General features: G+C 66.8%; 22 protein-coding genes. 5 read left to right on the forward strand and 17 right to left on the reverse strand.

Annotated elements, in window-relative coordinates; translation table 11 throughout:
* Positions 1–41: 41 nt before the first annotated feature.
* The 6 genes from CLM73_RS11980 to gcvA form a co-directional block, all read right to left on the reverse strand.
* The gene (locus CLM73_RS11980; RefSeq protein ID WP_105238620.1) at positions 42–1,487 is read right to left on the reverse strand and encodes an amidase; all 1,446 of its coding nucleotides are present in this window, start codon (positions 1,485–1,487) and stop codon (positions 42–44) included.
* Between the two features lie 195 nt (positions 1,488–1,682).
* A complete protein-coding gene (locus CLM73_RS11985; protein WP_105238621.1) occupies positions 1,683–4,088 on the reverse strand; it encodes a TonB-dependent siderophore receptor in 2,406 nt (801 codons plus the stop codon).
* Positions 4,089–4,202: 114 nt separating this feature from the next.
* Complete coding sequence (locus CLM73_RS11990; protein WP_105238622.1) at positions 4,203–5,237, reverse strand: FecR domain-containing protein; 1,035 nt, start codon at positions 5,235–5,237, stop codon at positions 4,203–4,205.
* Between the two features lie 47 nt (positions 5,238–5,284).
* Entirely contained in the window at positions 5,285–5,791 is a 507-nt protein-coding gene (locus tag CLM73_RS11995; protein ID WP_105238623.1) for a sigma-70 family RNA polymerase sigma factor, read from the reverse strand.
* A 175-nt stretch (positions 5,792–5,966) separates the two neighbouring features.
* Positions 5,967–6,467 (reverse strand): hypothetical protein, encoded by a 501-nt coding sequence (locus tag CLM73_RS12000; RefSeq protein ID WP_105238624.1) that lies wholly within the window; start codon positions 6,465–6,467, stop codon positions 5,967–5,969.
* 171 nt (positions 6,468–6,638) lie between these two features.
* Positions 6,639–7,520 (reverse strand): transcriptional regulator GcvA, encoded by an 882-nt coding sequence (gene gcvA / locus CLM73_RS12005; protein ID WP_105238625.1) that lies wholly within the window; start codon positions 7,518–7,520, stop codon positions 6,639–6,641.
* 153 nt (positions 7,521–7,673) lie between these two features.
* Here gcvA and CLM73_RS12010 point away from each other — a divergent pair, with 153 nt between their 5' ends.
* Both CLM73_RS12010 and CLM73_RS12015 read left to right on the forward strand, forming a co-directional pair.
* Positions 7,674–8,657, forward strand: a complete 984-nt coding sequence (locus tag CLM73_RS12010) for a tripartite tricarboxylate transporter substrate binding protein (RefSeq protein ID WP_105238626.1) — start codon at positions 7,674–7,676, stop codon at positions 8,655–8,657.
* A gap of 30 nt (positions 8,658–8,687) precedes the next feature.
* Positions 8,688–10,061: an amidase gene (locus tag CLM73_RS12015; protein ID WP_105238627.1), complete on the forward strand. Its 1,374-nt coding sequence runs from the start codon at positions 8,688–8,690 to the stop codon at positions 10,059–10,061.
* Between the two features lie 67 nt (positions 10,062–10,128).
* Here CLM73_RS12015 and CLM73_RS12020 read toward each other — a convergent pair whose 3' ends face one another.
* The gene (locus tag CLM73_RS12020) at positions 10,129–11,280 is read right to left on the reverse strand and encodes an NADH:flavin oxidoreductase (RefSeq protein WP_105238628.1); all 1,152 of its coding nucleotides are present in this window, start codon (positions 11,278–11,280) and stop codon (positions 10,129–10,131) included.
* A gap of 1 nt (position 11,281) precedes the next feature.
* Entirely contained in the window at positions 11,282–11,677 is a 396-nt protein-coding gene (locus CLM73_RS12025; protein WP_105238629.1) for a RidA family protein, read from the reverse strand.
* 145 nt (positions 11,678–11,822) lie between these two features.
* On the opposite strand from CLM73_RS12025, the gene CLM73_RS12030 reads away from it, so the two are divergent.
* The gene (locus CLM73_RS12030; protein WP_105238630.1) at positions 11,823–12,701 is read left to right on the forward strand and encodes a LysR substrate-binding domain-containing protein; all 879 of its coding nucleotides are present in this window, start codon (positions 11,823–11,825) and stop codon (positions 12,699–12,701) included.
* Positions 12,702–12,750: 49 nt separating this feature from the next.
* Here CLM73_RS12030 and CLM73_RS12035 read toward each other — a convergent pair whose 3' ends face one another.
* From CLM73_RS12035 to CLM73_RS12060, 7 genes are all read right to left on the reverse strand, one after another.
* Entirely contained in the window at positions 12,751–13,839 is a 1,089-nt protein-coding gene (locus CLM73_RS12035) for an RNA methyltransferase (protein WP_105238631.1), read from the reverse strand.
* 219 nt (positions 13,840–14,058) lie between these two features.
* Positions 14,059–14,484 (reverse strand): hypothetical protein, encoded by a 426-nt coding sequence (locus CLM73_RS28900; protein ID WP_158685854.1) that lies wholly within the window; start codon positions 14,482–14,484, stop codon positions 14,059–14,061.
* A gap of 170 nt (positions 14,485–14,654) precedes the next feature.
* The gene (msrA, locus tag CLM73_RS12040) at positions 14,655–15,374 is read right to left on the reverse strand and encodes a peptide-methionine (S)-S-oxide reductase MsrA (protein WP_105238632.1); all 720 of its coding nucleotides are present in this window, start codon (positions 15,372–15,374) and stop codon (positions 14,655–14,657) included.
* Between the two features lie 33 nt (positions 15,375–15,407).
* Entirely contained in the window at positions 15,408–15,917 is a 510-nt protein-coding gene (msrB, locus tag CLM73_RS12045; RefSeq protein WP_105238633.1) for a peptide-methionine (R)-S-oxide reductase MsrB, read from the reverse strand.
* A gap of 60 nt (positions 15,918–15,977) precedes the next feature.
* Positions 15,978–16,319 carry a pentapeptide MXKDX repeat protein gene (locus CLM73_RS12050; protein WP_105238634.1) on the reverse strand — a complete coding sequence of 114 codons (342 nt, stop codon included), beginning with the start codon at positions 16,317–16,319 and terminating at the stop codon, positions 15,978–15,980.
* A 40-nt stretch (positions 16,320–16,359) separates the two neighbouring features.
* Positions 16,360–17,148 carry a molybdopterin-dependent oxidoreductase gene (locus CLM73_RS12055; protein ID WP_105238635.1) on the reverse strand — a complete coding sequence of 263 codons (789 nt, stop codon included), beginning with the start codon at positions 17,146–17,148 and terminating at the stop codon, positions 16,360–16,362.
* A 10-nt stretch (positions 17,149–17,158) separates the two neighbouring features.
* Positions 17,159–17,878 carry a cytochrome b/b6 domain-containing protein gene (locus CLM73_RS12060; protein WP_105238636.1) on the reverse strand — a complete coding sequence of 240 codons (720 nt, stop codon included), beginning with the start codon at positions 17,876–17,878 and terminating at the stop codon, positions 17,159–17,161.
* 142 nt (positions 17,879–18,020) lie between these two features.
* On the opposite strand from CLM73_RS12060, the gene CLM73_RS12065 reads away from it, so the two are divergent.
* Together CLM73_RS12065 and CLM73_RS12070 are read left to right on the forward strand one after the other, a co-directional pair.
* A complete protein-coding gene (locus CLM73_RS12065; protein ID WP_105238637.1) occupies positions 18,021–18,740 on the forward strand; it encodes a response regulator transcription factor in 720 nt (239 codons plus the stop codon).
* Complete coding sequence (locus CLM73_RS12070; protein WP_105238638.1) at positions 18,737–20,215, forward strand: sensor histidine kinase; 1,479 nt, start codon at positions 18,737–18,739, stop codon at positions 20,213–20,215. Before CLM73_RS12065 ends, CLM73_RS12070 begins: the two co-directional genes overlap by 4 nt.
* 6 nt (positions 20,216–20,221) lie before the next feature.
* Here the strand turns inward: CLM73_RS12070 and CLM73_RS12075 are convergent, their stop codons facing one another.
* Positions 20,222–22,792, reverse strand: coding sequence for a PEP/pyruvate-binding domain-containing protein (locus tag CLM73_RS12075; protein ID WP_105238639.1), 2,571 nt, complete (start codon positions 22,790–22,792; stop codon positions 20,222–20,224).
* Complete coding sequence (locus CLM73_RS12080) at positions 22,789–23,436, reverse strand: TetR/AcrR family transcriptional regulator (protein ID WP_105238640.1); 648 nt, start codon at positions 23,434–23,436, stop codon at positions 22,789–22,791. The genes CLM73_RS12075 and CLM73_RS12080 overlap by 4 nt, the downstream gene beginning before the upstream one ends.

Here is a 23,436-nt window from a genome sequence, read left to right on the forward strand (position 1 = left end):
AACAGGCGAAATGGACGGGGCTCGGCCGCGAGCCCGTCTGGTCAGCCGAACTGCGGTCTGCGCGCGGCCCACGGGGCCACGCGCTCAAGCTGCGCCGAGAGTTCGAGGAGGATGTCTTCGCGACCGAAATGGCCGATCAGTTGGGTGGCCACGGGCAGACCCGCGTCTGTCCAGGACAACGGCAGGCTGGCCGCGGGCAGGCCTGCGCCGTTGATGACAGGGAGGAAGGTGGAATACGTGGCGGCGCGCGCGCGGTACTCGCGAAAGCCGAGACCATCGGACGTGTTCAGCGCAAGGTAATCGAGCTTGCACGGAAGCTGCGCCAGCGTGGGAGTGAGCAGGACGTCCAGGTCCGCCATGGCGGCAGCAAAGGCGCGGCCCACGGCATGAAGGCGTGCCACGGCGTCGATGTAGGACGCCGCGTCCAGGCCCTTGCCGACAAGGTATCCGTCGTGGATGACCGATTCCAGGTCGTTCGCGTGCAGGTTGCGGCCCAGCGCCTTCAGGCGGCCTTCGACGGCAACCACGATGTTGCTGGCCAGGATGCTGCCGTGGGCGTGCACGAATCCGTCATAGTCGATGTCGGGCAGCGTGGCCTCGAACACGTCATGGCCCAAGCCTTCCAGCAGCGATGCCGTGTGCGCGACGGCGGCATCGCACTCGGGGGCGATGGGAATGCCGTTCCACGCAGTGCGCAGAAAGCCGACGCGCAACGGCCGCATGACGGGTTCGCGAACGGCCTCCAGGAATGCGCGCGGCTTGGGCGGCGCGGCATACGGCGCGCCGGCTTCATAGCCGGAAATCATGTCCAGCGCCGCCGCCGTATCGCGCACGGAAATGCTCAATACGCCGTCCGTCGCCATGCCCGCCCATCCTTCGCCTTTCGCCGGACCCATCGGCACGCGGCCTCGTGAGGGCTTCAATCCGAACACGCCGCAGCACGCGGCCGGAATCCGGATGGAGCCGCCGCCGTCGCTGCCGTGGGCGACGGGCACGATGCGCGCGGCGACGGCGGATGCGGCGCCGCCGCTGGAGCCGCCCGCGGAGCGGGTCCGGTCCCAGGGATTGGGCGTGGCGCCGCCGTTACGCACGGCCTCGGTGGTGCCCGCCATGCACAGTTCGGGAACGGTGGTGCGCGCGAACGGGATCAGGCCCGCCGCCTCAAAACGGTCGGCGACGGTGGCCGCGTAGGCGTAGGTCGAATCGTTGAACAACGCCGAGCCGATGCTTGACGGAAATCGCTTGTGGGCGAAGCCGGAGTCCTTCAGCAGGAAGGGAATGCCGCGAAACGGGCCGCGCGGCGTCCATCCGGCGGCGATGCCGCGCGATTCTTCGTAGCGCGGATAGGTGAGGGCGTTCAGGACGGGATTGCGCTGCTCGGCCAACTTGATGGCGCAATCCATGAGTTCTGCGGACGAGACTTCGCCGCGTTCAAGCAATGTGGCCAGAGCAAGGCCGTCCAGGCGCTCGTACTCGGTGGTTTGCATGTTTCCCCTTCTTTGCAATCTGAGCGATTCACGGCTTTCTTGGTGAAGCCGGGGCCGTGGACGCGGGGGGAACTTGCTGGGCGTGGTGTTCTCTTGGCCCGCGTCAGTCGGCAAACCCAAGTCTATGGATCGCAGCCGCCAGGGCCAAACCAGGATGCGACAGCGCGGCTATCCCAAATGCGACACGAACGCGGCCTACCAGTTGACGCGCGCCGTCAGCGTGATGTTGCGCTCGTCGCCGTAATAGCAGGTGTAGGGGCAAGCGGCCACATAGGTCTTGTTGGCCAGGTTCTTCACGTTCAGCGCGAACTGCCACTTGTCCAGTTGATAGCGCACCGCGGCGTCGTACGTGGTGTACGACGGAATCGGTAATTCGTTGATTTCCTGGCGGCCCACATAGCGCACGCCCACGCCCGCGCTCAGGCCCGGCACGGACGAAAACCGGTAATCCATCCAGAGCGATGCCATGTTGCGCGGGACCGATTCGGGCCGCGATCCTTCGTTGCCGAAATTGCTCTTGACCACGCGCGCGTCCGTCGTTGCCAGGGCGGCCACCAGATCCAGTTGGCGGTTCAGGCTGGCCCGGGCCTCGATTTCCGCGCCTTTCGAGCGGACTTCGCCCGTCTGCACCAGGAACCCCACGTGGTTGGGGTCGCCGGTCAGGACATTGCGTTGGGTGATTTCGTAGAGCGCGAACGTGATCGACGCATCCACGCCCTTTGGTTCGTATTTCAATCCGATCTCGTGCTGCACGCCCGTGGTCGGCTTGAAGGGATTGGCGGCGAAGTCCAGTCCCGTCACGGGCTGGAACGACTTGCTGTAGCTGTAATAGGGCGCCAAGCCATTGTCGAACAGGTACATCAGGCCGACGCGCGGCGTGAAGGCGTGGGAGTTCTGTGCGCCCGTGCCCGGGGTCGACTCGGTACGCACGGAGTCGTAGCGCCCGCCCAGCAGCGCGATCCAGCGTTCGTTGAACTTGATCTGGTCCTGCGCGTAGAAGCCCAGTTGGCGCGTGCTGTCTTCGCCATAACCGGTGGGGCCGAGGTCCGGCCGGGCGCCATAGACGGGGTGGTACAGGTTCAGCGGCGCGATGGAGCCGGATTTCTGGGAACGCGAGAACTCGTTCTTGCTCCAGTCGATGCCGAACAGCAGCGTGTGTTCAAAGCTGCCGTGGCGCAGCTTTCCCAGCAATTGGTTGTCCACGGCCAGCCCCTTGTCGGTGTCGTACCGCGTCAGGGCATAGCGGGTGGCCAGGGCCGGGTCCGACGCGTCCACGCGCGTGTCTACCCCGGCGTACTGATTGTCGGCCCGCTGCTTGTAGGTCAGCAGATTCTGGCGCACCTTCCAGTCGTCGTTCAGCTTGTGTTCGAGCAGGTAGCCCAGCGTGGCGCCCTTCGTGACATAGCGGTCGAAGTCCGGTTCGCCAACGAAGCGCGTGCGCGAAATGCGGCCATTGGGGTTGGGCAGCAGGGTGCCTTCCAGAGGTTTGCCCACATCGTATGGGCTATCGGTGCGGCTGTAGCTGGCCAGGAACGTGATCAGCGTGGCATTGCTGATCTGCCACTCCAGCGCGCCGGCCAGCGAGGTGCGGTCGTTGTTGATGTAGTCGACCATGCTGTCGCTGTTGCGCGCCAGTCCGGTCAGGCGATAGCGGACATTGCCGTCCTCGGTGACCGGACCGCCCAGGTCCATCGCGATCTGCTTCTTGTTCCAGCTTCCGGTCTGCAATTCGATCTCGCGCAGCGGCTCCGCCGTGGGGCGCTTGCTGACCAGGTTGATGATCCCGCCGGGCGCGGCCTGGCCGTACAGGATCGAGGCCGGTCCCTTGAGCAGCTCGATGCGTTCGAAGTTGTAGGGCTCGATGGCGCCGCTGAGCGAGTTGATGGGGAACTTGGTGCCGTTCAGGTACAGCGGGGCCGCGCCGGTAACGTTGAAGCCACGGATCGTGAAGCCCGTGCCGATGTGCCTGAGCGCCCCGCCTTCCAGCGACTGGACGCTGGCGGTGTAGCCCAGTGCCTGGTCCAGCGAGTCCGCCGCCTGCGCGATGACCTGGTCGCGCGGAATCACCGACACGGACTGGGGCGTTTCATGCAGCGCCGTGTCCGTCTTGGTGGCCGTTGCGCTGCGCCGGGCCACAAATCCTTGCACCGGGCCGAAGGCGGATTCTTCGGCAGCGCCTGTCACCGTCACCGCGGGTAGCGTCTGCGCGGCATCCTGGCCCGGCTGACTGCCGGGCACCGGACGCAGGATGTAGCCGCCATTCGGCTGTGGCCGGGCAGCCAGTCCGGTGCCGGTCAGCAACCGGGCCAGCGCCTCGGGCGCGTCAAAGCTGCCCTGCAAGCCGGGACTGCGCTTGCCCGCGATGTCGCTGCCCGAATAGGACAACATCAAACCGCTTTCGAGGGCGTAGCGGGTCAGGGCGCTTTCCAGCGACCCGGCGGGGATCGCGTAGCTTTTCGCGCCGGCCTGGGCGTGTACGGCATTCGTCCCGGCCGACAGGGCGATGCCCGATGCCGTGAGCCAGAGGGCGCGGCTTGCCGCCAGCGCGAGGGTATTGCGTGCGATGAGGCGCGCGGCGCGCCGAGACTGACGGGAGTGCATGAATGGTCCGGTTTCCGGTTGAAAAAATGTGGCTTCTACTAGGTTTGCCACTTGGGAAACGGAAACCCCTCATGTTGGCGCGAAAAATTTTTGGGGCCGATGCGCGCCGCGGCGCTAGGCGCCGCGCAGGCGCACGGTGATCCAATAGCGCGTCACCTGGTCGACGTCGATCGGATGCGTCCGCCGCAGCATGTCCAGCACCCGGTCGGTGTCGTCCAGCGGATAGATGCCCGAGACCTTCAAGCGGCCGGCATCGGGGTCGCAGGCCAGCCGGCCGGGCATATACCGGGCAAGCTCCGCAATGAAGTCGGACAGCGGCATGTCCTGCGCAACCAGCATGCCCACGGACCATGACGCATCGCGCGGGTCCGCCGCCCGCGTGAGGCCGACGGCGTCGCGGGTGAACGACGCCTGTTCGCCCGCGTGAATGACGCGCGGCGCATCCGCTTGGTGTTCGGGGCGAATTTCCACGGCGCCCTCGAACACCGCGACGTGGCTGCGGCCTGGGAACTGGCGCACGCTGTAGCGAGTGCCCAGGGCCCGCACGCGGCCTTGCGCCGTTTCCACCAGAAAAGGACGGGCAGGGCGCCCGGCCTGGGATGCCGGGTCGGGCGCGGTGGCGATCAGGATCTGGCCGTGCAGCAGGCGGACCAGGCGCTGCGAGCCGTCAAACCGGACATCGATGGCGCTTGCCGTGTCCAGGTCGATGCGGCTGGCGTCGGCCAGCAGGATGCTCGTGCGTTCTCCGGCCGCGGTGTGGTGATCGGACTGCCAGTCCTGCCAGCTGCGCCACAGGTTATCGCGCGCCAGCCAGGCGCCGCCGCCGGCAAACAGCGCCACCGCCAGCGCCTTGACGGCCTGGCGCCGCGCGGGACGGCTCCGGCTCTCGCGCGTCAGCGCGCCGCGTACGAGCGGCGTGTTCAATCCGCGCAGTTGCTGGCCAAAGGTCTCGATGTGCCGCCAGGCGCGCTCGTGGTCGGGGTCTGCCTCGCGCCAGCGCCGGCAGGCCTCGCGCGTGGCGTCGCTGGCGTCGGGCGCCTGCAGGGCGACCAGCCAGTCCACGGCGCGCAGACTGACGCTGGCGGGCAAGGGCGGGCCCTCAAGCTGGGGGAAGGCCGTCGGGCTCGAGTCCGCGGGCGAGTTGGGCATGAGTAAGGGGGCGTTCTTGGAACAGGGGGCTGCGGCCGTGCCGATGCTCAGGCGCCGAAGAAGCAAAGGTGCGCGGCTTTCGCGATATGGCGCTGCACGGTGGCCAGGGAGACGTTCAGCGTGGCGGCGATGTCGGCCTGTTTCATGCCTTCCAACTGAGACAGCAGGAACGCCCGGCGCACGGGAGCGGCCAGCGTATCCAGGCGGCGGTCCAGTTCGACCAGGGTTTCAAGCAGGATGGCGCGCGTTTCGGGGCCGGGTGTTTCAAGCTCGGGCAAGTCGGCCAGGGTGGCCAGGTAGGCTTCTTCGATCCTGCGGCGCCGCATGAAATTGGACACCACGCCTTGGGCCACGGTGGTGAGCAGCGCGCGCGGCTCGCGCACCTCGACGGTGTCGCCGCGGACCAGGAGGCGCATGAAGGTGTCGTGCGCAAGATCGGCGGCATCGGATGAATTGCCCAGCCGCCGCCGCAGCCATCCTTTCAGCCAGCCATGGTGATTCGCGTACAGGACATCGATGCCCTGTTGCGGCACTGCAAACTCAGTCGCGGACATCCTGTCCTCCAGCGCGTCGCGGGGCTGGAGAATACCGGCACCGTGAAAAATGAGAATCATCCGCATTCTAAGAGAAGCCGCGATGTGGCGACAAGCGGCAGCGCACGACTCGGCAGCCGCCCGCCTGAGCACGCTGTGGCGCGTGCTCAGATGGTGCTTTCACAGGCCGCGGATATCAGCTCTGCCTGGCGAACCCGCCCGCCGCCCATTCCGACGCGCGCTGCACGTTCAGCTTGTACGTCGGCGGCACGCGGATCTGCGCGAGCTGATCGCCGAATTCGTCGTAGGCGCTGAGCGTGGCATAGGGTTCGTCCTCGTCGGGCACGATGTCCAGCTTGATGGTCAGGCGGCCATCGTCGGTGTCGATCTTTACGCTCTTGTGCAGCGTGGCGTGCAATTGCTGTTCGTGGCGGCGCAGGACTTCGTTGGCGGTCTTGACCAGCGTGATGAAAGCAGGCGAGTCGAGCGGTTTCGGGTTCTTCTTGTCGCGGCCCATGGTCCAGGGGCCCACCAGGGCGGGTTCGGCCTCTCCGTCCTTGGTCATTTCGACGGCCCAGCCGTCGTCGTCTTCGTTCTTGATGACGCGCGCGGTCCAGCCGTCGTCGCGCCAGAGCCTGGCTTCCTGTTCCTTGGGCGCGTCGGAAATGTCGGTGTCCGGCGTGGAAGTGTCGTTCACTGCGGTACTGCTCCTGGATTCGTTGATGCGCGGCGATGATGCCGCAGGCCTTGAGGGCGGCCCTGCACTGTAGCCTAATGCGCGGGCAGGGCGGGTGGCACGGGTGGGACGGTTGTCACGCAGGCCGGGGCGCGCCGCGGCGGCTGCGGCCGTACGCCTTTGCCGCGCCCGCTAGATCGCGCACGACTCGGCCCAGGCACGAAACTGCGTGAGCTCGGGCGAGGGCCTGCGGTAGTCCTCCGGCGGCAGCACGAAGTAATAGCTCTGCGCGCCCAGATCCACCGTCAGGTCGAACGGCGCAACCAGCCGGCCTTCGTCCAGTTCCTTCTGCACCAGGGGCTTTTGCGCAATGGCCACGCCGTACCCTTCCAACGCGGCCTCGTAGGCCAGCGCGGAGGATTCGTAGCGCAAACCGCGCGACACATCGATCTCTGTCAGGCCGGCCGCCCGCAGCCAGATTTCCCAGTAGTCGGGCCGCGCCAGCGTATGCAGCAGGATCTCGCCTTTCAGGTCCGCGGGCGTGCGCAGCCGGGCGCATTTGTCGGGGATGCAGACCGGCAGCAACTCATTGACCATCAGCTTGTGGCTGACGAGACCCCGCCAGCGGCCATCGCCCATGCAGATGCCGGCGTCCACTTCCTCGCGTTCGAAGTCCGGCGCGTCCACGGCTGTGTGGAGCTTGACGTCGATGTCGGGATACTGGCGGTGAAACCCGGAAAGGCGTGGCAGCAGCCAACGCATGGCCACGCTGTGCGGCGCCTTGATGACGAACTGGCGCCGGCGGGAGCGCTCGCTCAGTTCGGACGTGGCGCGCTGCAGCCCGCCGAACAGGCGCGCGATATCGGCGTGATACCCCGCGCCCATCGAGGTCAGCACGATGCGGCGGTGCTGGCGCAGGAAGAGCCGAAGTCCCAGATGTTCTTCCAGCAGGCGGATCTGGCGGCTGACGGCGGCGGGCGTCACGCTGAGTTCTTCGGCCGCGCTGGTGATGCTGCCCAAGCGGCCGACAACCTCGAAACAGCGCAGCGCATTGAGCGGAGGCAGGGCGGTCATCGGGGTGGTTCAGTTAACAAAAAGTTAAGTGTGCCATAGATAAAGTCGTTTGAACCCTGATGCCCAAACGCCCAAGATGGCACGGCCGCCCCGACTTCGCGGTGCAAGAACAGCCACAGAACAGCCAAAAGAAACAGCCATAAGGGGAAATCCATGTTTAGAACATTGGCTCGACGGATCGGAATCGTTGCCCTCTGCGGCGCCGCAGTGCTGGCCGGACCCGCAACGGCCGCCGGCTATCCGCAGCGTCCCGTCAGCATCGTGGTGCCGACCACGCCGGGCGGAACCGCCGACATCCTGGCCCGCCTGATCGGCCCGCGGCTTGCCGAACGCTGGGGGCAGCCTGTCGTGGTGGAGAACAAGCCGGGTGCGGGCACGCTCATCGGCGCCGACTACGTGGCCCGGGCCAAGCCCGACGGCTACACCTTGATGCTGACCTTCAACGAACTGGCCACGCTGCCGGCCTTGAACCCCAACGCCAAGCTGGATGTCGAGAACGGCCTGGCGCGCATCGGCAAGATCGGCAGCCTGCCGGTGCTGGTCCTCACGCGCCCGGGCATCGACGATGCCGATCTGGCCACGCTGATCAAACGCTTTCGCGCCGAACCGGGCAAGTACACCTACGCGTCCAACGGCTCGGGATCGTCGCTGCAGCTGTTCACCGAGATCTTCAAGCGCGAGGCCGGCGTGGACGTGATGCACGTGCCTTATCGCGGGGCGTTGGAGGCGTCGATGGCTGCCATCGGCGGCGAGGTCGATCTGCTGGTGCAGTTCGCCTCGGGCAACGTCATCAACCACGTAAAGGCCGGCAGGCTCAACGCCTACGCCGTGGCGTCGCCGCAGCGTCTGGAGGCCTTGCCCGCCGTGCCCGCTGCGGCCGAGGCGGGCCTGCCGGGGCTGCGGTTGGAGGCCTGGTACGGACTGTTCGCGCCCGCCGGCATTCCCGACGACATCAAGGTGAAGATCAACCGCGACCTGAACGAGGTGCTGGCCGAGCCCGCGATCCAGGAACGCCTGAAGGGCATCAATCTGCTGGTGCAGCCGGGCACGCCGGCCGAGTTCGATACGTTCTTCCGCGCCGAATATGCCCGATGGAGCGCATTGATTCGGACCCTCGGCATCAAAAGCAGCGAATAAAAGCAGCGAATAAGACATCGGAGCCACACCTTGACCTACGATCCCAGCACCCACACCGCGCTGACGTTTCATGACGCCCGCGCCAACTTTGCCGAACGCCGCGACACGCCACGCGATTACCTGGAACGCTGCCTGGAAGTGATTGCCGCGCGGGAGGGCCAGCTCAAGGGTTGGGTCGTCCTGAACGAAGCGGGCGCCCGCGCCGCCGCCGACGCCAGCGTCCAGCGCTACCGCGACGGCCACCCGCTGTCGGCGATCGACGGCATGCCCGTCGGCATCAAGGACCTGATCGAAACGCGCGACATGCCCACGCAAATGGGCTGCGCGGCGTTCGACGGCAACTTCCCCAAGAACGACAGCGCCGTGGTGCGCGCGCTGCGCGACGCCGGCGCCATCATCCTGGGCAAGACGGTCACGACGGCGCTGGGGTTTCTCGACCCCGGTCCGACGACCAATCCGTTCGACCCCCGCCGAACGCCGGGCGGATCGTCCAGCGGGTCGGGCGCCGTCGTGGGCGCCAACATGGTGCCCATGGCCATCGGCTCGCAGCTCGTGGGCTCCGTGCTGCGGCCGGCCAGCTACAACGGCAATTGGGCCTTGAAGCCGACGTTCGGCGCGCTCAATCGTGGCGAACGTCTGGGCCTTAGCCAGGCCCACATCGGCATCCATGCCAATTCCGTCGAGGACATGTGGACGGCGGCTGCGGAAATCGCCCAGCGCGCGGGCGGCGACCCGGGGCATCCGGGCTTGTATGGTCCGCTGCATCCGCCCTCGGCCCAAAAACCCACGCGGCTGGTCGCGTTGGAAACCGAGGGCTGGGCGCGCGCGGAACCGAATGCCCGCGCGGCGTTTGAGGCCAGCCTGGAGGCGCTGTCCGGGCAAGGCGTGACGATCATCCGGCGTGGCGACTCGCCGCTGGTCGACGCGCTGGAGCGCGCCATCTCGCAGGCGGCACCCCTGTCGCTGCGGTTGATCTCGTGGGAGCAGCGCTGGTCGCTGGCCAATCTGGTCGCCAACCATCCCAATACGCTGGGTCCCAGCCTGGTGCGGCAACTTGAAAGCGGGCGCGGCATGACGCTGGCCGAGTACCGCGAATGCCTGCTGCTGCGCGAGCACGCGCGCCAGTGCCTGGCGGCCCTGGCCACGCAATGCGATGCGCTCGTCAGCCTGAATGCCTGCGGCGCGGCGCCCATCGCCGCCGACATCCGCGACAGCAAGTACCCGACGGGTGACGTCTCGTTTGCGTGCGCGTCGTCACTGCTGGGCGCGCCCGCGATCAACGTGCCGTTGATGGCGGTCGATGGCTTGCCGCTGGGGTTGCAGGTGATGGGGATGGCGCACGGCGACGCAGCGATCACCGGCATCGGGACCTGGATCTTTCAGTCCTTGCGGCGGGCGGGCTGATCCGCCGCCGGCGGGGCCGGGACGGGGCGCTGGGTCAACACCTCGTCCACGGGATTTCGCCCACCGATCAGGCAGGTTGAACCTGCGCGCGATGGCGGACCGCGTTGTCCAGGTCGGCAATCGGCGCAAGCAGGCCGCGGTCGAATTCCCCCTGCGGCTTGCCGGCGTGCAGTCTGGCCGGCCAGTCGGCATGCGTGAGCGCGCCGCGTCCCAGCGAAACGAAGTCCGCCTCTTGCCGGGCCATCAAGCCTTCGGCCCGCGCCACGTCATGCAGCGACCCATTAGCCAGCACCGGCACGGAGACATGCCTGCGCGCCAGCGCCGCCAGACTGGGGCCGTCCTCCCCGAACGCAGGACGCCAGGCCTCGAACTCGGTGGTGTGCAGGTAATCGATGGGCTGCGCGCCCAGTGTGCCGAAGATCCGTGCGGCCTCGTCCTGGCCGCCCGGCCACTTGTGGGTGAAGTCGTTGACCTTGCCCTGCGAGCTGCGCACGCCCACGACAAGGCCCGCCGGCGTCGACTGCCGCACCGCCTGGATCACGTCCAGAGTCAGACGCAGGCGGTTGTCCATGCTGCCGCCGTAACGATCCTCGCGCAGATTGGTGTGGGCGCCAAGAAACTGGTCCAGCAGGTAGCCGTTGGCGCCGTGTATCTCCACGCCGTCAAACCCAGCCTCCTGCGCCCGGCGCGCCGCCCGCGCAAAGCCGTCGACTGCCTCGGCGATCTCATCGATCGTCATCGCTTCCGGCATCCGGTACGGCCCCTGGCCGCGGTAGAAGGTCATCTGCTGTCCGGCCGGCTGCACCGCCGAAGGTCCCTTGGTCCCGGACCGATGCGGATTGCCCTGCGACAGCGCGCCCGCATGCATGAGCTGCGCAATGATGCGTCCACCCCGCGCATGCACCCGGTCCACCACCGGCCGCCAGGCCTCGCGCTGCGCGTCGTCCGCCAGACCGGGCTGGAACAGGTAGCCTTGCGCATGGGCCTTGTCCGTATAGATGCCTTCGGTGATCACCAGGCCAAAGCCGCCGGCGGCGAAAGCCTCGTAATACTGGGCCATCTGCGCGGTGGCGTGGCCGTCCGCCGTGGCGCTGACGCGTGTCATGGGGGCGACGGCCAGCCGGTTGGGCAGGTTCAGCGCGCCCACGCGCAGCGGCGTGAACAGCGTGGCGGGGGGCGTCGGCGCGTCGTGCTGCAGACGATTAAGTAGCGTGGTCATCTCACTTGCCCTCCGGTTGGCGGACCGCGGCGATGGCCTCGATTTCGATCATCGCGGCCGGGTCATACAGGGCCTTGATCTCCGCAATGGTGTCAGCCGGGTAGGGCGCCGAGAAGAACTTTCGGCGCAGCGCCACCACGTCGTCGAAATGCCCCATGTCGGTGACGAAGATCGTGACCTTGATGACGTCTTTCAGGCTGGAGCCGCCGGCTTCCAGCGCACGGCGCAGGTTCTGGAAAGCCTGTTCGCCCTGTGCGAGAAACCCGCCGTCCACGATCTTTCCGTCGTCGGCGGCGCCGGCCTGACCCGAGATGAACAGCAGATTGCCGAACTGGATGCCCTGCGACAGCAGGAAGGGCGCGTAGTTGTCGGGCTGGGTGATGACTTGTTTGAGCATGATGCGAATTCCTTCATCTATGGCCGGTGGGGTGGATTAGTAGGGAGCCGGCCGGTGAAGAGAATGTAGAGTCGCGGCGAAACGGTGACAAAGGTTCGTTTGTCAGCTATAAGACGAGAAAAACTCATCCATGTACCCGCCGCCAATGCAACGCCGATCCCTTCCGCTGTCCGCGCTCCGTGCCTTCGAAGCCGCCGCCCGCCTGGGCAGCTTCAAGGCCGCTGCCGAGGAACTCGCCGTCACCCCGACCGCCGTCAGCCACCAGATCCGTGCGCTGGAGGCGGGCACCGGCCTCGCGCTGTTCGACCGCCAGGTGCGCAAGGTCACGCTGACCGAAACCGGGGCGCAGCTATATCCCGTGCTACGCGACGGCTTTGACAAGTTCGAGGCCACCTTGGCGCGCCTGACGCAGCAGCGCACGCGGGCGCAAGTCAGCATCTCGGCAACCAACGCCTTTACCGTGAAGTGGCTGGTCCCGCGCATGGCCGATTTCCGCCGCCTGCATCCCGATATCGACCTGCAATTGCAGGCCACCGACGACCTCGTTGACCTGCGCTCGTCCACGGTCGACATCGCCATCCGCTATGGCCGCGGGCCGTATCCCGGACTGGTGACGCAACCGCTGTTCACCGACCGGTTCGCCCCGGTCGCCAATCCGCGCCTGGGCGTCGTGTCGCCGGACGATCTGGCGCGGGTGCCGCTGATCCGCTTCGACTGGAAACGCGCGCAACCCGAGAATCCAACGTGGGAGCGCTGGTTTTCAATAGCTGGGCGCCCGCTGCCGCCCGAGGGCGGGCAGTTGCGGTTTTCAGATGAAGGCCACGCGATACAGGCGGCCGTGGCGGGGCACGGGATAGCGTTGGTCAGCTTGGCGCTGGTGGACGATGAATTGCGGGCCGGGCATCTGGTGCAGCCGTTCGGGCCCGAAATCGACGGGCACACGTATCACCTGGCGATGTTTGGCGAGCGGGACGTGTCGGTGGCCGTGCAGGCGGTGGCGGAGTGGCTGCGGGCGCAGGTGTGATGGTTTGACGCGGTTCAACAAAGCGCGTTGCTGAAGGCGGTGCCGGCGGCTACAGGGTGATGCGGGCCGCATCCGCGTGCCGGTTATCGGCACGGGCAGATGAGGCTGGCTTGCGCCGCAGTTCAACCACCTGCGCCGCGCCCACGGCGCGAGCGCGCAACTGGCCACAGCCGCCTTCCACGTCCTGTCCGGCGCTGTTCCTGACCTTGGCCAGCACGCCACGGCCGTGCAGATAGCGGACGATCTCGCGGATACGCTCTGCATCAGGGCGCTGGTAGTCATCGCCTTCGAGGCTATTGAAAGGGATGACGTTCAGGACGCCGTACTTGCCCTTGAGCAGCCGCACGACGGCATCGAGTTCGTCGTCGCCGTCGTTGATGCCCTTGAGCAGGGTCCATTGATACTGGATCGGGTAATCGGTGTCGCGAGCGTATTGCTCGCCCAGTTCAATCAGGGCTTCGGGCGCGATCTTCGGCGCGCGCGGCAGCAGATGTTCGCGCAGATCGGCTTTGGTCGTGTGCAGCGACAACGCCAGCGCGGGTTTGACGCGTTGTTTCGGCAGGGCGTCGAACACACGCTGGTCGCCCACGGTCGAGAACACGAGATTCTTGTGGCCGATATTGCCTTCCGTGCCGAGCAGGTCGATGGCTTCGAGCACGTTGTCCAGGTTGTGCGCAGGTTCACCCATGCCCATGAAGACAACCTTCTTTACCGCACGCTGACGCCGCGCCAGCACCACTTGCGCCAGGATTTCCATGCTCGTGACCTGACGGATCAGGCCGCTCTTGCCGGTCATGCAGAAGCGGCAGCCGACCGCGCAGCCCACCTGCGTGGAAACGCAAAGCCCGTCGCGCGGCAGCAGCACGCTTTCGACCATCTGCCCGTCGGCCAGCTCGACAAGCAATCGCGAGCCGTCGCTGCCGGCGTGTTCGGAGCGTATTTGGGCAAGGCCGTCCAGTTCCGACGTCAAGGCGGGAATGGCATCGCGCAGCGCGAGAGGCAGGAAGTGCTCGGCGCTACGCCGCCGCGTCCCGGTATCGAGCGCCTGCCCGTTCAGCCAGACGCGCACGACCCGGCCACGGTGAACGGGCAGGGCGCCTAGGGCGGTGAGGCGATGGGTGAAGTCGGAAAAGCGCATGGGGGGCGGATTTTACTCCGCTCGGGGGAGGGCGAGGTATTGCCGGACGCAGGCGATGGAATATTTACTGCTGGCGCGACCGCCGCAGTCGACACAATGCAGCACACCCAATGAAGTTCATTGGGTGTCGAGGTCGTACCTGGCTACCGATGCAGTCCCGTAGGTGTCAACCTACGTGAGACGGGTTGCACATCAAAGATCAATTCAACGGGTTCTAATCTACGCCGTTACTGAAAACCGAGATTGCGAAGCGGCAGCGGAAGTTGTCTTTAAATCCAAGATCTCCCCGCCCACAGCCTTGGCTATTAGTCCCGCACGAATCGTTCCCAAATTGTTAGAGGCATCACTCGGAAGATCCAGCCCTTTCAGTTGTTCGGCGTATTGGTCGGTAATCTCTATGACGCCGGACTTATAAATTGTCGCAACGCGCTGGTCGCCCTTCATAACAACCTTGACTGCATTCTGGGGCGAGTTATCGGCTTGAATGCGAGCCATGCCTCGTTCTACTGCTTCCGCTTTACGCAGCGCTTCAGCGGAAGCCTCCAAATTATGAGCAAAGTTGGCGGACGGTTTGACCAGCGGAAGATTCAGGTCCGCAATGCTGCGCGACTTTGTCGTTAGAGATATGCCTTTGGAAATGTCCATAAAACGAATCGCCCTCCTAAATATTTCCAATCACTGAAAAAGCAGTCCGACTGTTGAGCCAGCCTGATCCAGCAGTCGATTCTACGAATCCCTAAAAGGAGTTAACGCACGAAGTAACGACCAACCTTATGGCTATTTGTGTCATTGCGCCTGGGTTCAGAACAACGCGGCTATTTCTCCTTCGCGCTCACCAATACCGGCTTATCCCGCCACGAATCCGGAAACGTCTTCGCCAGATTCTCCACCTTCGGCACATCGTTGATCACGATGTACATACTGTTCGGGTTCCGCACCAGATAGTCCTGGTGGTAATCCTCCGCGGGATAAAACGCCTGCAGCGGTTCGATGGTGGTGGCCAGCGCCTTCGGATACACCCCCGTTTTATTCAACTGCGCGATGTACGCCTCGGCCACCTTGCGCTGGCTGTCATTGGCGGGAAACACGGCCGAACGGTACTGCGTGCCGTGATCCGGCCCCTGGCGGTTGAGCTGGGTCGGGTCATGCGCGACCGAGAAATAGATCTGCAGCAACTGCCCGTAGCTGACCTGTTTGGGGTCGTAGGTGATTTCCACCGCTTCCGCGTGGCCGGTGCGTCCGCCGCTGACGGCGTTGTAGTTGGCGGTGTTGGCTTGGCCGCCGGCGTAGCCGGACACGGCGTTGCTGACGCCCTTGACGTGTTGGAAGACGGCTTGCACGCCCCAGAAGCAGCCGCCGGCGATGACGGCTTTTTCCTGCGTGGCGGTTGCCGTTGCCGCATTGGCGGGCTGTTGCTCGGCGGGCGGGGGAATGATGAAGGCGCGTTCCGCGGCGGGGGCGGCGGTCGAAGCGATCAGGCCGCCTGCGGTGGCAAGCACGGCGCAGAGGCGGCGCAGGGTGGGGTGCGTGGACATGGTGTCGGGTCCTTATAGCGATGCGGTGGCGAATCAGGCTTGCGGGGCGAAAGTCATCGCCACGCCGTTCATGCAGTAGCGCAGGCCGGTGGGGCGGGGGCCGTCGTCGAACACGTGGCCCAGGTGGCCGCCGCAGTTGGCGCAATGCACGGCGGTGCGGGTCATGCCGAAGCTGCGGTCGCGGGTTTCGCCGACGGCGCTGGGCAGGGGCTGCCAGAAGCTGGGCCAGCCGGTGCCGCTGTCAAATTTGGTCGACGAGGAAAACAAGGGGTGTTCGCAGCCGGCGCAGGCGAACGTGCCTTTGCCGTGCTCGTCGTTGAGCGGGCTGGAGTAGGGCCGCTCCGTGCCGTCGCGGCGCAGCACCTGATATTGCTCGCGCGTCAGGCGCTCGCGCCATTGGGCGTCGGTGAGCGTGTAGGGGAAGGTGGCGGCGGGCTCGGCGGCTTGCGCCGAGCCGCTGCGCGTGACCAGCAGCGGGGCGATGCCAACGGCGGCTGCCGCGGCGCCGCCCAGGCCAAGGAAGTGTCTGCGTGTGAGGTTCATGGCGGGTTCCGTGCGGGTTTGTTCGAGCCAGGGGCCGGCGGACGCGGCCCCGGCGCGGGTTCACTTTTGCATGCCGTCCTTGCTCATCCCGTCCTTCGACATGCCGCCTTTCGACATGGAGTCCTTCGACATGGACCCCTTCGACATCGAATCGCGGGACATGGAGTCCTTCGACATTGACCCCTTCGACATGCCATCGCGCGACATGGAGTCCTTCTTCATGCCGTCGTGCGACATGCCGTCCTTGCCCATCGAGTCCTTCTTCATGCCGTCCTGCGCCGGCGCGTCCTTCGACATGCTGTTCTTGCTCATGCCGTCCTTCCCCATGGTGTCGGCGGCGTGGACGGCAGTGGCCCCGAGGGCCAGGCACAGGGACAATGCGGCGGTGGTGAGTTTGTTCATGATGCGTTCCTTTTGACAGTGGAAAAAAGCGGGAAATCACCTAGCTGCCGCCGAACCAGTTGTAGCCCTGGTCCTCCCAGTAACCGCCCGGGTAGGTGTTGGTGACGAAAATCGCCTGGATATGCTTGGGGTTCTTGTAGCCAAGCTTGGTGGGCATGCGCAGCTTCATGGGAAAGCCGTATTCGGGGGGCAGCGTCCGGCCGTCGTACGTCAGGGCCAGGATGGTCTGCGGGTGCAGCGCGGTGGGCATGTCGATGCTGGTGTAGTAGTCGTCGGCGCACTTGAAGCCGACGTACTTGGCGGACAGGTCGGCGCCCACGCGCTTCAAGAACGTGGAGAACGGCACGCCGCCCCATTTGCCGATGGCGCTCCAGCCTTCGACGCAGATGTGCCGCGTGACCTGGTCGACCTGCGCCATGGCGCGCAGCTCGTCGAGCCGCCAGCGGCGCTTGTCGGCCACCATGCCGGTGACTTCCAGCCGGAACGATGCCTCGTCCACCTGCGGCACGTCGTCGATGCCGTAGAAGGCATTGAAGGGAAATGGCCGCGTGATCATGGACTCGGGATAGGTCGGCGCCAGCTTGGCTGGGTCGAAGATCCAGCCCTGCACGCGGTCATTGAAGCGGGAGACGGCCGACAGCGCCTGTTCGACGCTTTCGTCGTCGGACAGCGAGCATCCGGACAGCATGGCCAGGCCGCCCAGCGTCAGGCCGCGGCGCAGGAAGGCGCGGCGCGAGGGTTGCTCGACGCGCTTGTCCAGCAGTTTTCCGGCTTCGCGCAGGATGGCGGATGCGTCCAGACTTGGCAGGAGGCGGCGTTTTTCGGTCATGGCGGGTTCCTTATTTGCCGCGGATCATGGTGAGCAGGCTGCGGGGCACCAGGGCGACCATCGCCAGGTGCACGGCGACAAAGCCAGCCAGCAGGGCCATCGCAAAGAAATGCACGCGCCGTGCGGCCTCGTAGCCGCCCATCAGGTCGCGCAGCAGGTCGAATTGCACGGACTTCCACAGCACGAGCCCGGACAGGATCAGCACGGCGATGTCGGCCATGACGAAGAGGTAGGCCAGGCGCTGCACCTGGTTGTAGCGGCGCGGGTCGGCGTGCGAGAGTCGGCCGCGCAGCGCGGCCAGCAGGTCGCGGACCACGCCGCCGGGGCTGACCGGCAGGAATTTGCGCCAGAGGCGGCCGGTTGCGACGTTCAGCGCCAGGTACAGCAGGCCATTGAAAAACAGCAGCCACATGCCGGCAAAGTGCCATTGCAGCGCGCCGCCCAGCCAACCGCCCAGCGTGATGCCGTTGGGAAAGGTGAAGTCGAAGAACGGCGCGGCGTTGTAGATGCGCCAGCCGCTCATGATCATGACGACGACGGCCAGCGCGTTCAACCAGTGCGTGACGCGCAGCCAGCGGGGGTGGATGACGGGGGAAATAGCCGGAGGCACCGGCTGGCGGGCCCGTTTTTTCGCGTCGGACTCGGGGGCGGCGGACTGTGGCGCGACGGGCGACAGCGCGGGCGCCGGCGTGGCAAGCGGCGTATTGTTGAGGGCGGGTCGGGCCAGCATGGCGGTCTCCGGTGGGCTGTCGATGGAGGCATTCTTCCTCCTGGCCCATACCGAAGTCCTCACGCAAAGTTAAATTAATTGTGAACTTTGCCCCACGCCGATTGGCGACAATAGGCGCATTGATCACGCCCCAGGTTGCCCCATGGATACGCCCCGCCGCGTACTGATAGTTGAAGACGACGCCCACATCGCGGAACTGCTGCGCCTGCATCTGCGGGACGAGGGCTACGCGGTCGAGCACGCGGCCGACGGCAACGAGGGCATGCGCCTGCTTGAAGACGGCGGCTGGGACGCGCTGGTGCTGGACCTGATGCTGCCCGGCATCGACGGGCTGGAAATCTGCAAGCGGGCCCGCGCGATGGCGCGCTACATCCCCATCATCATCACCAGCGCGCGGTCCAGTGAGGTGCACCGTATCCTGGGGCTGGAACTGGGCGCGGACGACTATCTGGCCAAGCCGTTTTCGATGCTGGAACTGGTGGCGCGCGTGCGGGCGCTGCTGCGCCGCAGTGACGCCATCGAGCGCAATGCGCGCCAGGACGCGGGCAGCCTGGCCGTGCATGGCGTGTCGATCGATCCGATTGCGCGCACGGTCGATGTCGACGCGCGCCGGCTGGACCTGACGCCACGCGAGTTCGATTTGCTGCATTTCTTTGCGCGGCATCCGGACAAGGTGTTCTCGCGCATGGACTTGCTGAACCAGGTGTGGGGCTACCAGCACGAAGGCTATGAGCACACGGTCAATACCCACATCAACCGGCTGCGCACCAAGATCGAGGCCGACCCGTCCAACCCGCAGCGCATCCTGACGGTCTGGGGCCGCGGCTACAAGTTTGCGGCGGCGCCCGGAGCGCAGCCATGAAGCGTTTCACGTTGACTCAGCGCCTGTCCGGCGTCTTTGCGCTGCTGCTGTTGGCGTGCTGCGGCGCGTCCGCGTGGCTGCAGATCGCGGCCAACTCGCGCTACGAGCAGGAGGTCGTGCAGCGGTTGTCCAGCGGGCTGGCGCAGCACATCGCCGGCTCCACCGAGCTGATGGACGCGGGCGGCTGGAAGCCGGATGCCGTGCGCTCGATGTTCGACATGCTGATGACCGTGAATCCGGCGGTGGAGGTCTACCTGCTGTCCAACGATGGCCGCATCGTGGGCGACGCCGCGCCGCCCGGACAGATCAAGCGCGAGCGGGTGGATCTTGCGCCGGTCAAGCGTCTGCTGGCCGGCGGCATGCTGCCCATCACGGGCGACGATCCGCGCAGCCTGGACGCGCAAAAGGTGTTCAGCGCGGCGCCGGTGCGCGTCGATGGCCGCGAACAGGGCTATGTCTACGTGGTGCTGCAAGGCCAGGCGCACGATGCGCTGGCGATGGACGTGTCGCGCACGTCGGTGTTGCGCACGACGCTGTGGTCGATTGCGCTGGTGGCCTTGCTGGGGCTGGTGGCGGGCTTGGCGGCGTTTGCGCTGATCACGCGGCCGTTGCGGTCGCTGACGCGCGCGGTGCGCGCCTTTGACGGCGACGACGGCCAGGCGCTGGCCGCGCTGGAACAGCCGGCCGATCAGGCGGCGCGCAACGGCGACGAGATCGCGGTGCTGCGGCGCACGTTTGCGCAGATGGGCCGGCGGATCTCGGATCAGTGGCGCGAATTGACGCGGCAGGACCAGCAGCGCCGCGATCTGGTCGCCAACATTTCGCACGACCTGCGCACGCCGCTGACGTCGCTGCATGGCTATCTGGAAACGCTGCGGCTAAAGGACGAGACGCTCGATCCGGCCGAGCGCCGCCGCTATCTGGACATCGCGCTGGCGCAAAGCCGCAAGGTCGGCCGGCTGGCGCAGGAACTCTTTGAACTGGCGCGGCTGGAGTCTGGGCTGGTGCGGCTGGAGCCCGAGACGTTTTCGCTGCCAGAACTGGTGCAGGACGTGATGCAGAAGTTTGAGCTGGCCGCCGAGGCGCGCCAGCAGCATCTGACCACGGACATCGCGCAGGCGCTGCCGCCGGTGCGCGCGGACCTGGGGCTGATCGAACGCGTGCTGACGAACCTGCTGGACAACGCGATCCGCCATAGCCCGCCGGGCGGTCAGATTGCCTTGCAGCTTGGCCTGTCGCGCAACCGGGTGCAGGTGCGGGTCAGCGATTCCGGCGAAGGCATCCCGCAGGCGCTGCGCGCCGGGCTGTTCACGCGGGCCTCGGCGCTGAACCGCGGGCCGGGCGAGGCCGGGGGGCTGGGGCTGGTCATCGTGCAGCGCATCCTGCAGCTGCACCAGAGCGAAATCCGGCTGGTGGATGGGGCTGAGGGCGGGGCGGTGTTTCAGTTCGAGCTGGCGACGGCCGCTCAGGGATAGGCAGTCTTAATCCGCGCTTTGCTCCCGCAGCCGGCTGACGACGCCTTTCACGGCATCGACTTCCAGCATGTCGCCCGTGGCAACCCCTTGCAGCACCCCGTGGACGCTGACGACAGCCGGAACACCGAACTCGCGTGCCACGATGGCGGCGTGCGACAGGTAGCCGCCGACCTCCATTACGACAGCGCCGGCGCGTAGGAAAAGGGGCGTCCACGCGGGATCGGATGATGCCGCGACCAGAATGCCGCCGGCGGGCATGGACAGGCCTTCGTCCGGCGTGCGGGCGACGAACGCGCGGCCACGTGCGCGGCCGCCGGCCACCGGCGTGCCCCGCCAGGAATCGCGCGGTGCGGCCGCATCAAGCGCGGCTTGCGGCTCGGGCGGTGCGGCGTGGTCGGCGAATTCGGTGATGACGTCGAGATCCGGCAGCGCCGTCCATACCTGCAATTGCGCACGTCTTGCGGCGGCGCGCCGGCCCAGCGCCGCGGCATCCATCCGGCCATCCGCCAGCGCAAATATCTCGGCCGCGTTCAGATGGAAGACGTCGTCGGCGTTTGCCAGCCCGTTCGGGCCCACGTTGCGGCGTCCCAGCTCCAGCGCGCGCTTGCGGGCCACGGCCAGATAGGCCACGAGCACGCTACGGGCGGCCTCGCGCTGGTTGCCTTCCACACGGGATGCCGTGAGCAGCTTGGCGGCCAGCGGACGCTGCCAGAACGGCAAGGCGCGGCGCACGCGTTGCCACGCCTGCCGCGCGGCGTCGTCCTGGCGGGCGCGCAGGGCGGTGGGATTGGCCCCGATCAGATTCAGGATGCTGTCCAGCAGATAGCCGGGCGCCTCGCGCCAACGTGGATTGCGCAAATAGGTCTCGTAGACCGCGCGGTGGCCGTAGCGATGCAGGAAGTCGGCAAAAGCCTTTTTGAACGGACTGTCATCGGGCAGTGCCTTTGCCCATGCGGCGTCGTCGCGGTTCGGCGCGCGCAACCACGCCAGGGCCTGGGCGTCATGTTCGGCCCATTGCGCCAGCGCCATGAGCGCATAGCCTTGCTCGGCGGTCACGCTGGGGTCCCCGCCCGCCATCAGCGCGGCGGTCAGCGCGTGGCCTTCGCCGGGCACGGCCTTTTCCACCATGTCGAGCAGCTTGGACAGCGCGCCACCGCCCGAGCCCTGCAAAAAGAACAATTGATCCGCGGCCAGCACGGTCTGGAACTGTTCGCGCAACTGCGCGCCCAGGGCGGCGTCGGAGGCGGGCAGCGGCGCATCCAGCCATGCCTGCGCGCGGGCCAGAAGCCGGGGCAGGTCGGCGGCGGCCTGTCGGCGCAGGGGCGCGGCCCGGCGCAGATAGCGCACGATGCGCAGCCCGTGCCGCATGCGCTGCGCGGCGCTGACCGGTGGCACGCGGATTTCGGGCTGCGCACCGCCCAGCAACGCGTTCATGTCGCGGGGGCTGACGCCCAGCGCGTCATGGCCCACCCATTGGATGACCGAGGCATTCAGGTAGGCGCGTCCCTGGAATAGCGCCGCAAGCGGCACGCCGGGCAGCGTGGCGTAGCCGCTCAACTCGAAGCCGCAGGTCAGCATGCGCTGCGCCATGACGCGGCCCGCATCCCATTCCAGGGCCGACATGGCATGCGGCAGGACCTCGCGGGTATTGCCGCGCGACCAGTAGTCTGGCTGGTCCAGCAGCGCGGGATAGGTGTGGCGCGCCGACGCGGTCACCGGCCGCGCCTGCACGATCCAGAACCGGTCGCCGTCCCAGGCCCATTCAAGGTCGTACGCCGCGCCGCTGTAGTCCAACGCCCGGGCCGCATCGCGGGCAATGTCGCCCAGTGCTTCGGCCTGCGCGACCGTCAGCACGGCTTGCGCGGCGCGTGCGGCGGGCGTGTCGGTCAAGTGTGTGCCCGCGCCGCTGGCGGCGGGCTGCGTGGCGTGACGCTTGGCGCCGATGCGCCGCGCAATCACCGGCCAGGCCTGGCGCAGGTAGTCTTCACGCAGGCGGTATTCGTCGCCGTCCGCCTCGCCGTTCACAAGGGATTCACCCAGGCCCCAATTGGCGTGGATGACCATCTCGTCGTGGCGGCCCGTGGCCGGGTCGATGGTGAAGGCGATGCCCGACGCCTGGGCTTCGATCATCGGCATCACGACGACCGCCATGCCGCCCGCACCGTCTATCGGCAGGCCGAGGCGCTGCCGGTACGCCTGCGCCTGCGGTGTCCACAGCGAATCCCAGATGCGGCCAAGCGCCTGCACGGCGGCTTCGGGTCCGCGCACGTTCAGGAGCGACAGATGGATGCCGGCGAAAGACGCGCCGGCGGAGTCCTCTTGTGGCGCCGACGAGCGCAATGCCAGGGGACGGTCCAGCCAGCCGCGTGCGTGCAGCGCCTGGAATAGGGCGTGCGCCACGGCGGGGGGGACGTCCTGGCCGAACTGGTGTTGGGCGCTGGCCTGGGCCGCGAGCACGAAGCCGTCGGGCACCGGCACGCCCAATTGCGCCATGCGGCCCAACTGCCAGCCTTTTCCTCCCGCGGCTTGCGGACCGGCCTGCGCCGCGGCCGCCCAGTCCAGCACCAGGGCGCTCACGCGGCGCTCCCCGCCACGCCATGCACAAACAGGGCAATGGCGGCGTCGAATTCCTGCTGAAGCGACGCGCCGGGCTGGTCCAGCCAGCGCAGCAGCGCGCCCAGGTAGAGGAATTGCAGGTGATGGGCCAGCAGTTCTGCGTCCATGTCGGAGCGGGCCTGGTGGGCGGCCTGGGCGTTCTGGATCAGCGCCGCAAACACGCGGTGCAGGCCGCTGCGCGGGTGGCGCTCGTCGTTTTGCGTGCCTGCGTGCATCGTGGCAAAGCGGTAGCGCAGATACGGGCCAAGGTAAGCGCGGTGCGATTCGGCCCAATCCGCCGACGCATGCAGCAGCCGCGTCAGCCGTTCGGCGAAGGTGGGCAGCGTTTGCAACGCGGGCCATAGTTGCGTCAGCGCCCCGGCCAGCTCGCCATGGAAGCGTTGCGCCAGCAGCGCCTCCTTGACCGGAAAGTGGTTGTAGAGCGTGCCCTTGGAGACGTCGGCCTGCGCGGCAATCTGCTCCATCGTGACGGCGTCGTAGCCGAGTGCTTCGAACAGGCGCCAGGCGGTCTGCGAGAGGTGGTCGAGCGTTTGCTGGCGCTTGCGTTCGCGGCGGCCGGTGTCCGTGGCGTCCGCGCCGGGAAGAAGGAACTGGGTGTCGGGCAT

The sequence above is a fragment of the Achromobacter spanius genome, from assembly GCF_002966795.1.
In the GTDB taxonomy this organism is placed as follows: domain Bacteria; phylum Pseudomonadota; class Gammaproteobacteria; order Burkholderiales; family Burkholderiaceae_B; genus Achromobacter; species Achromobacter spanius_D.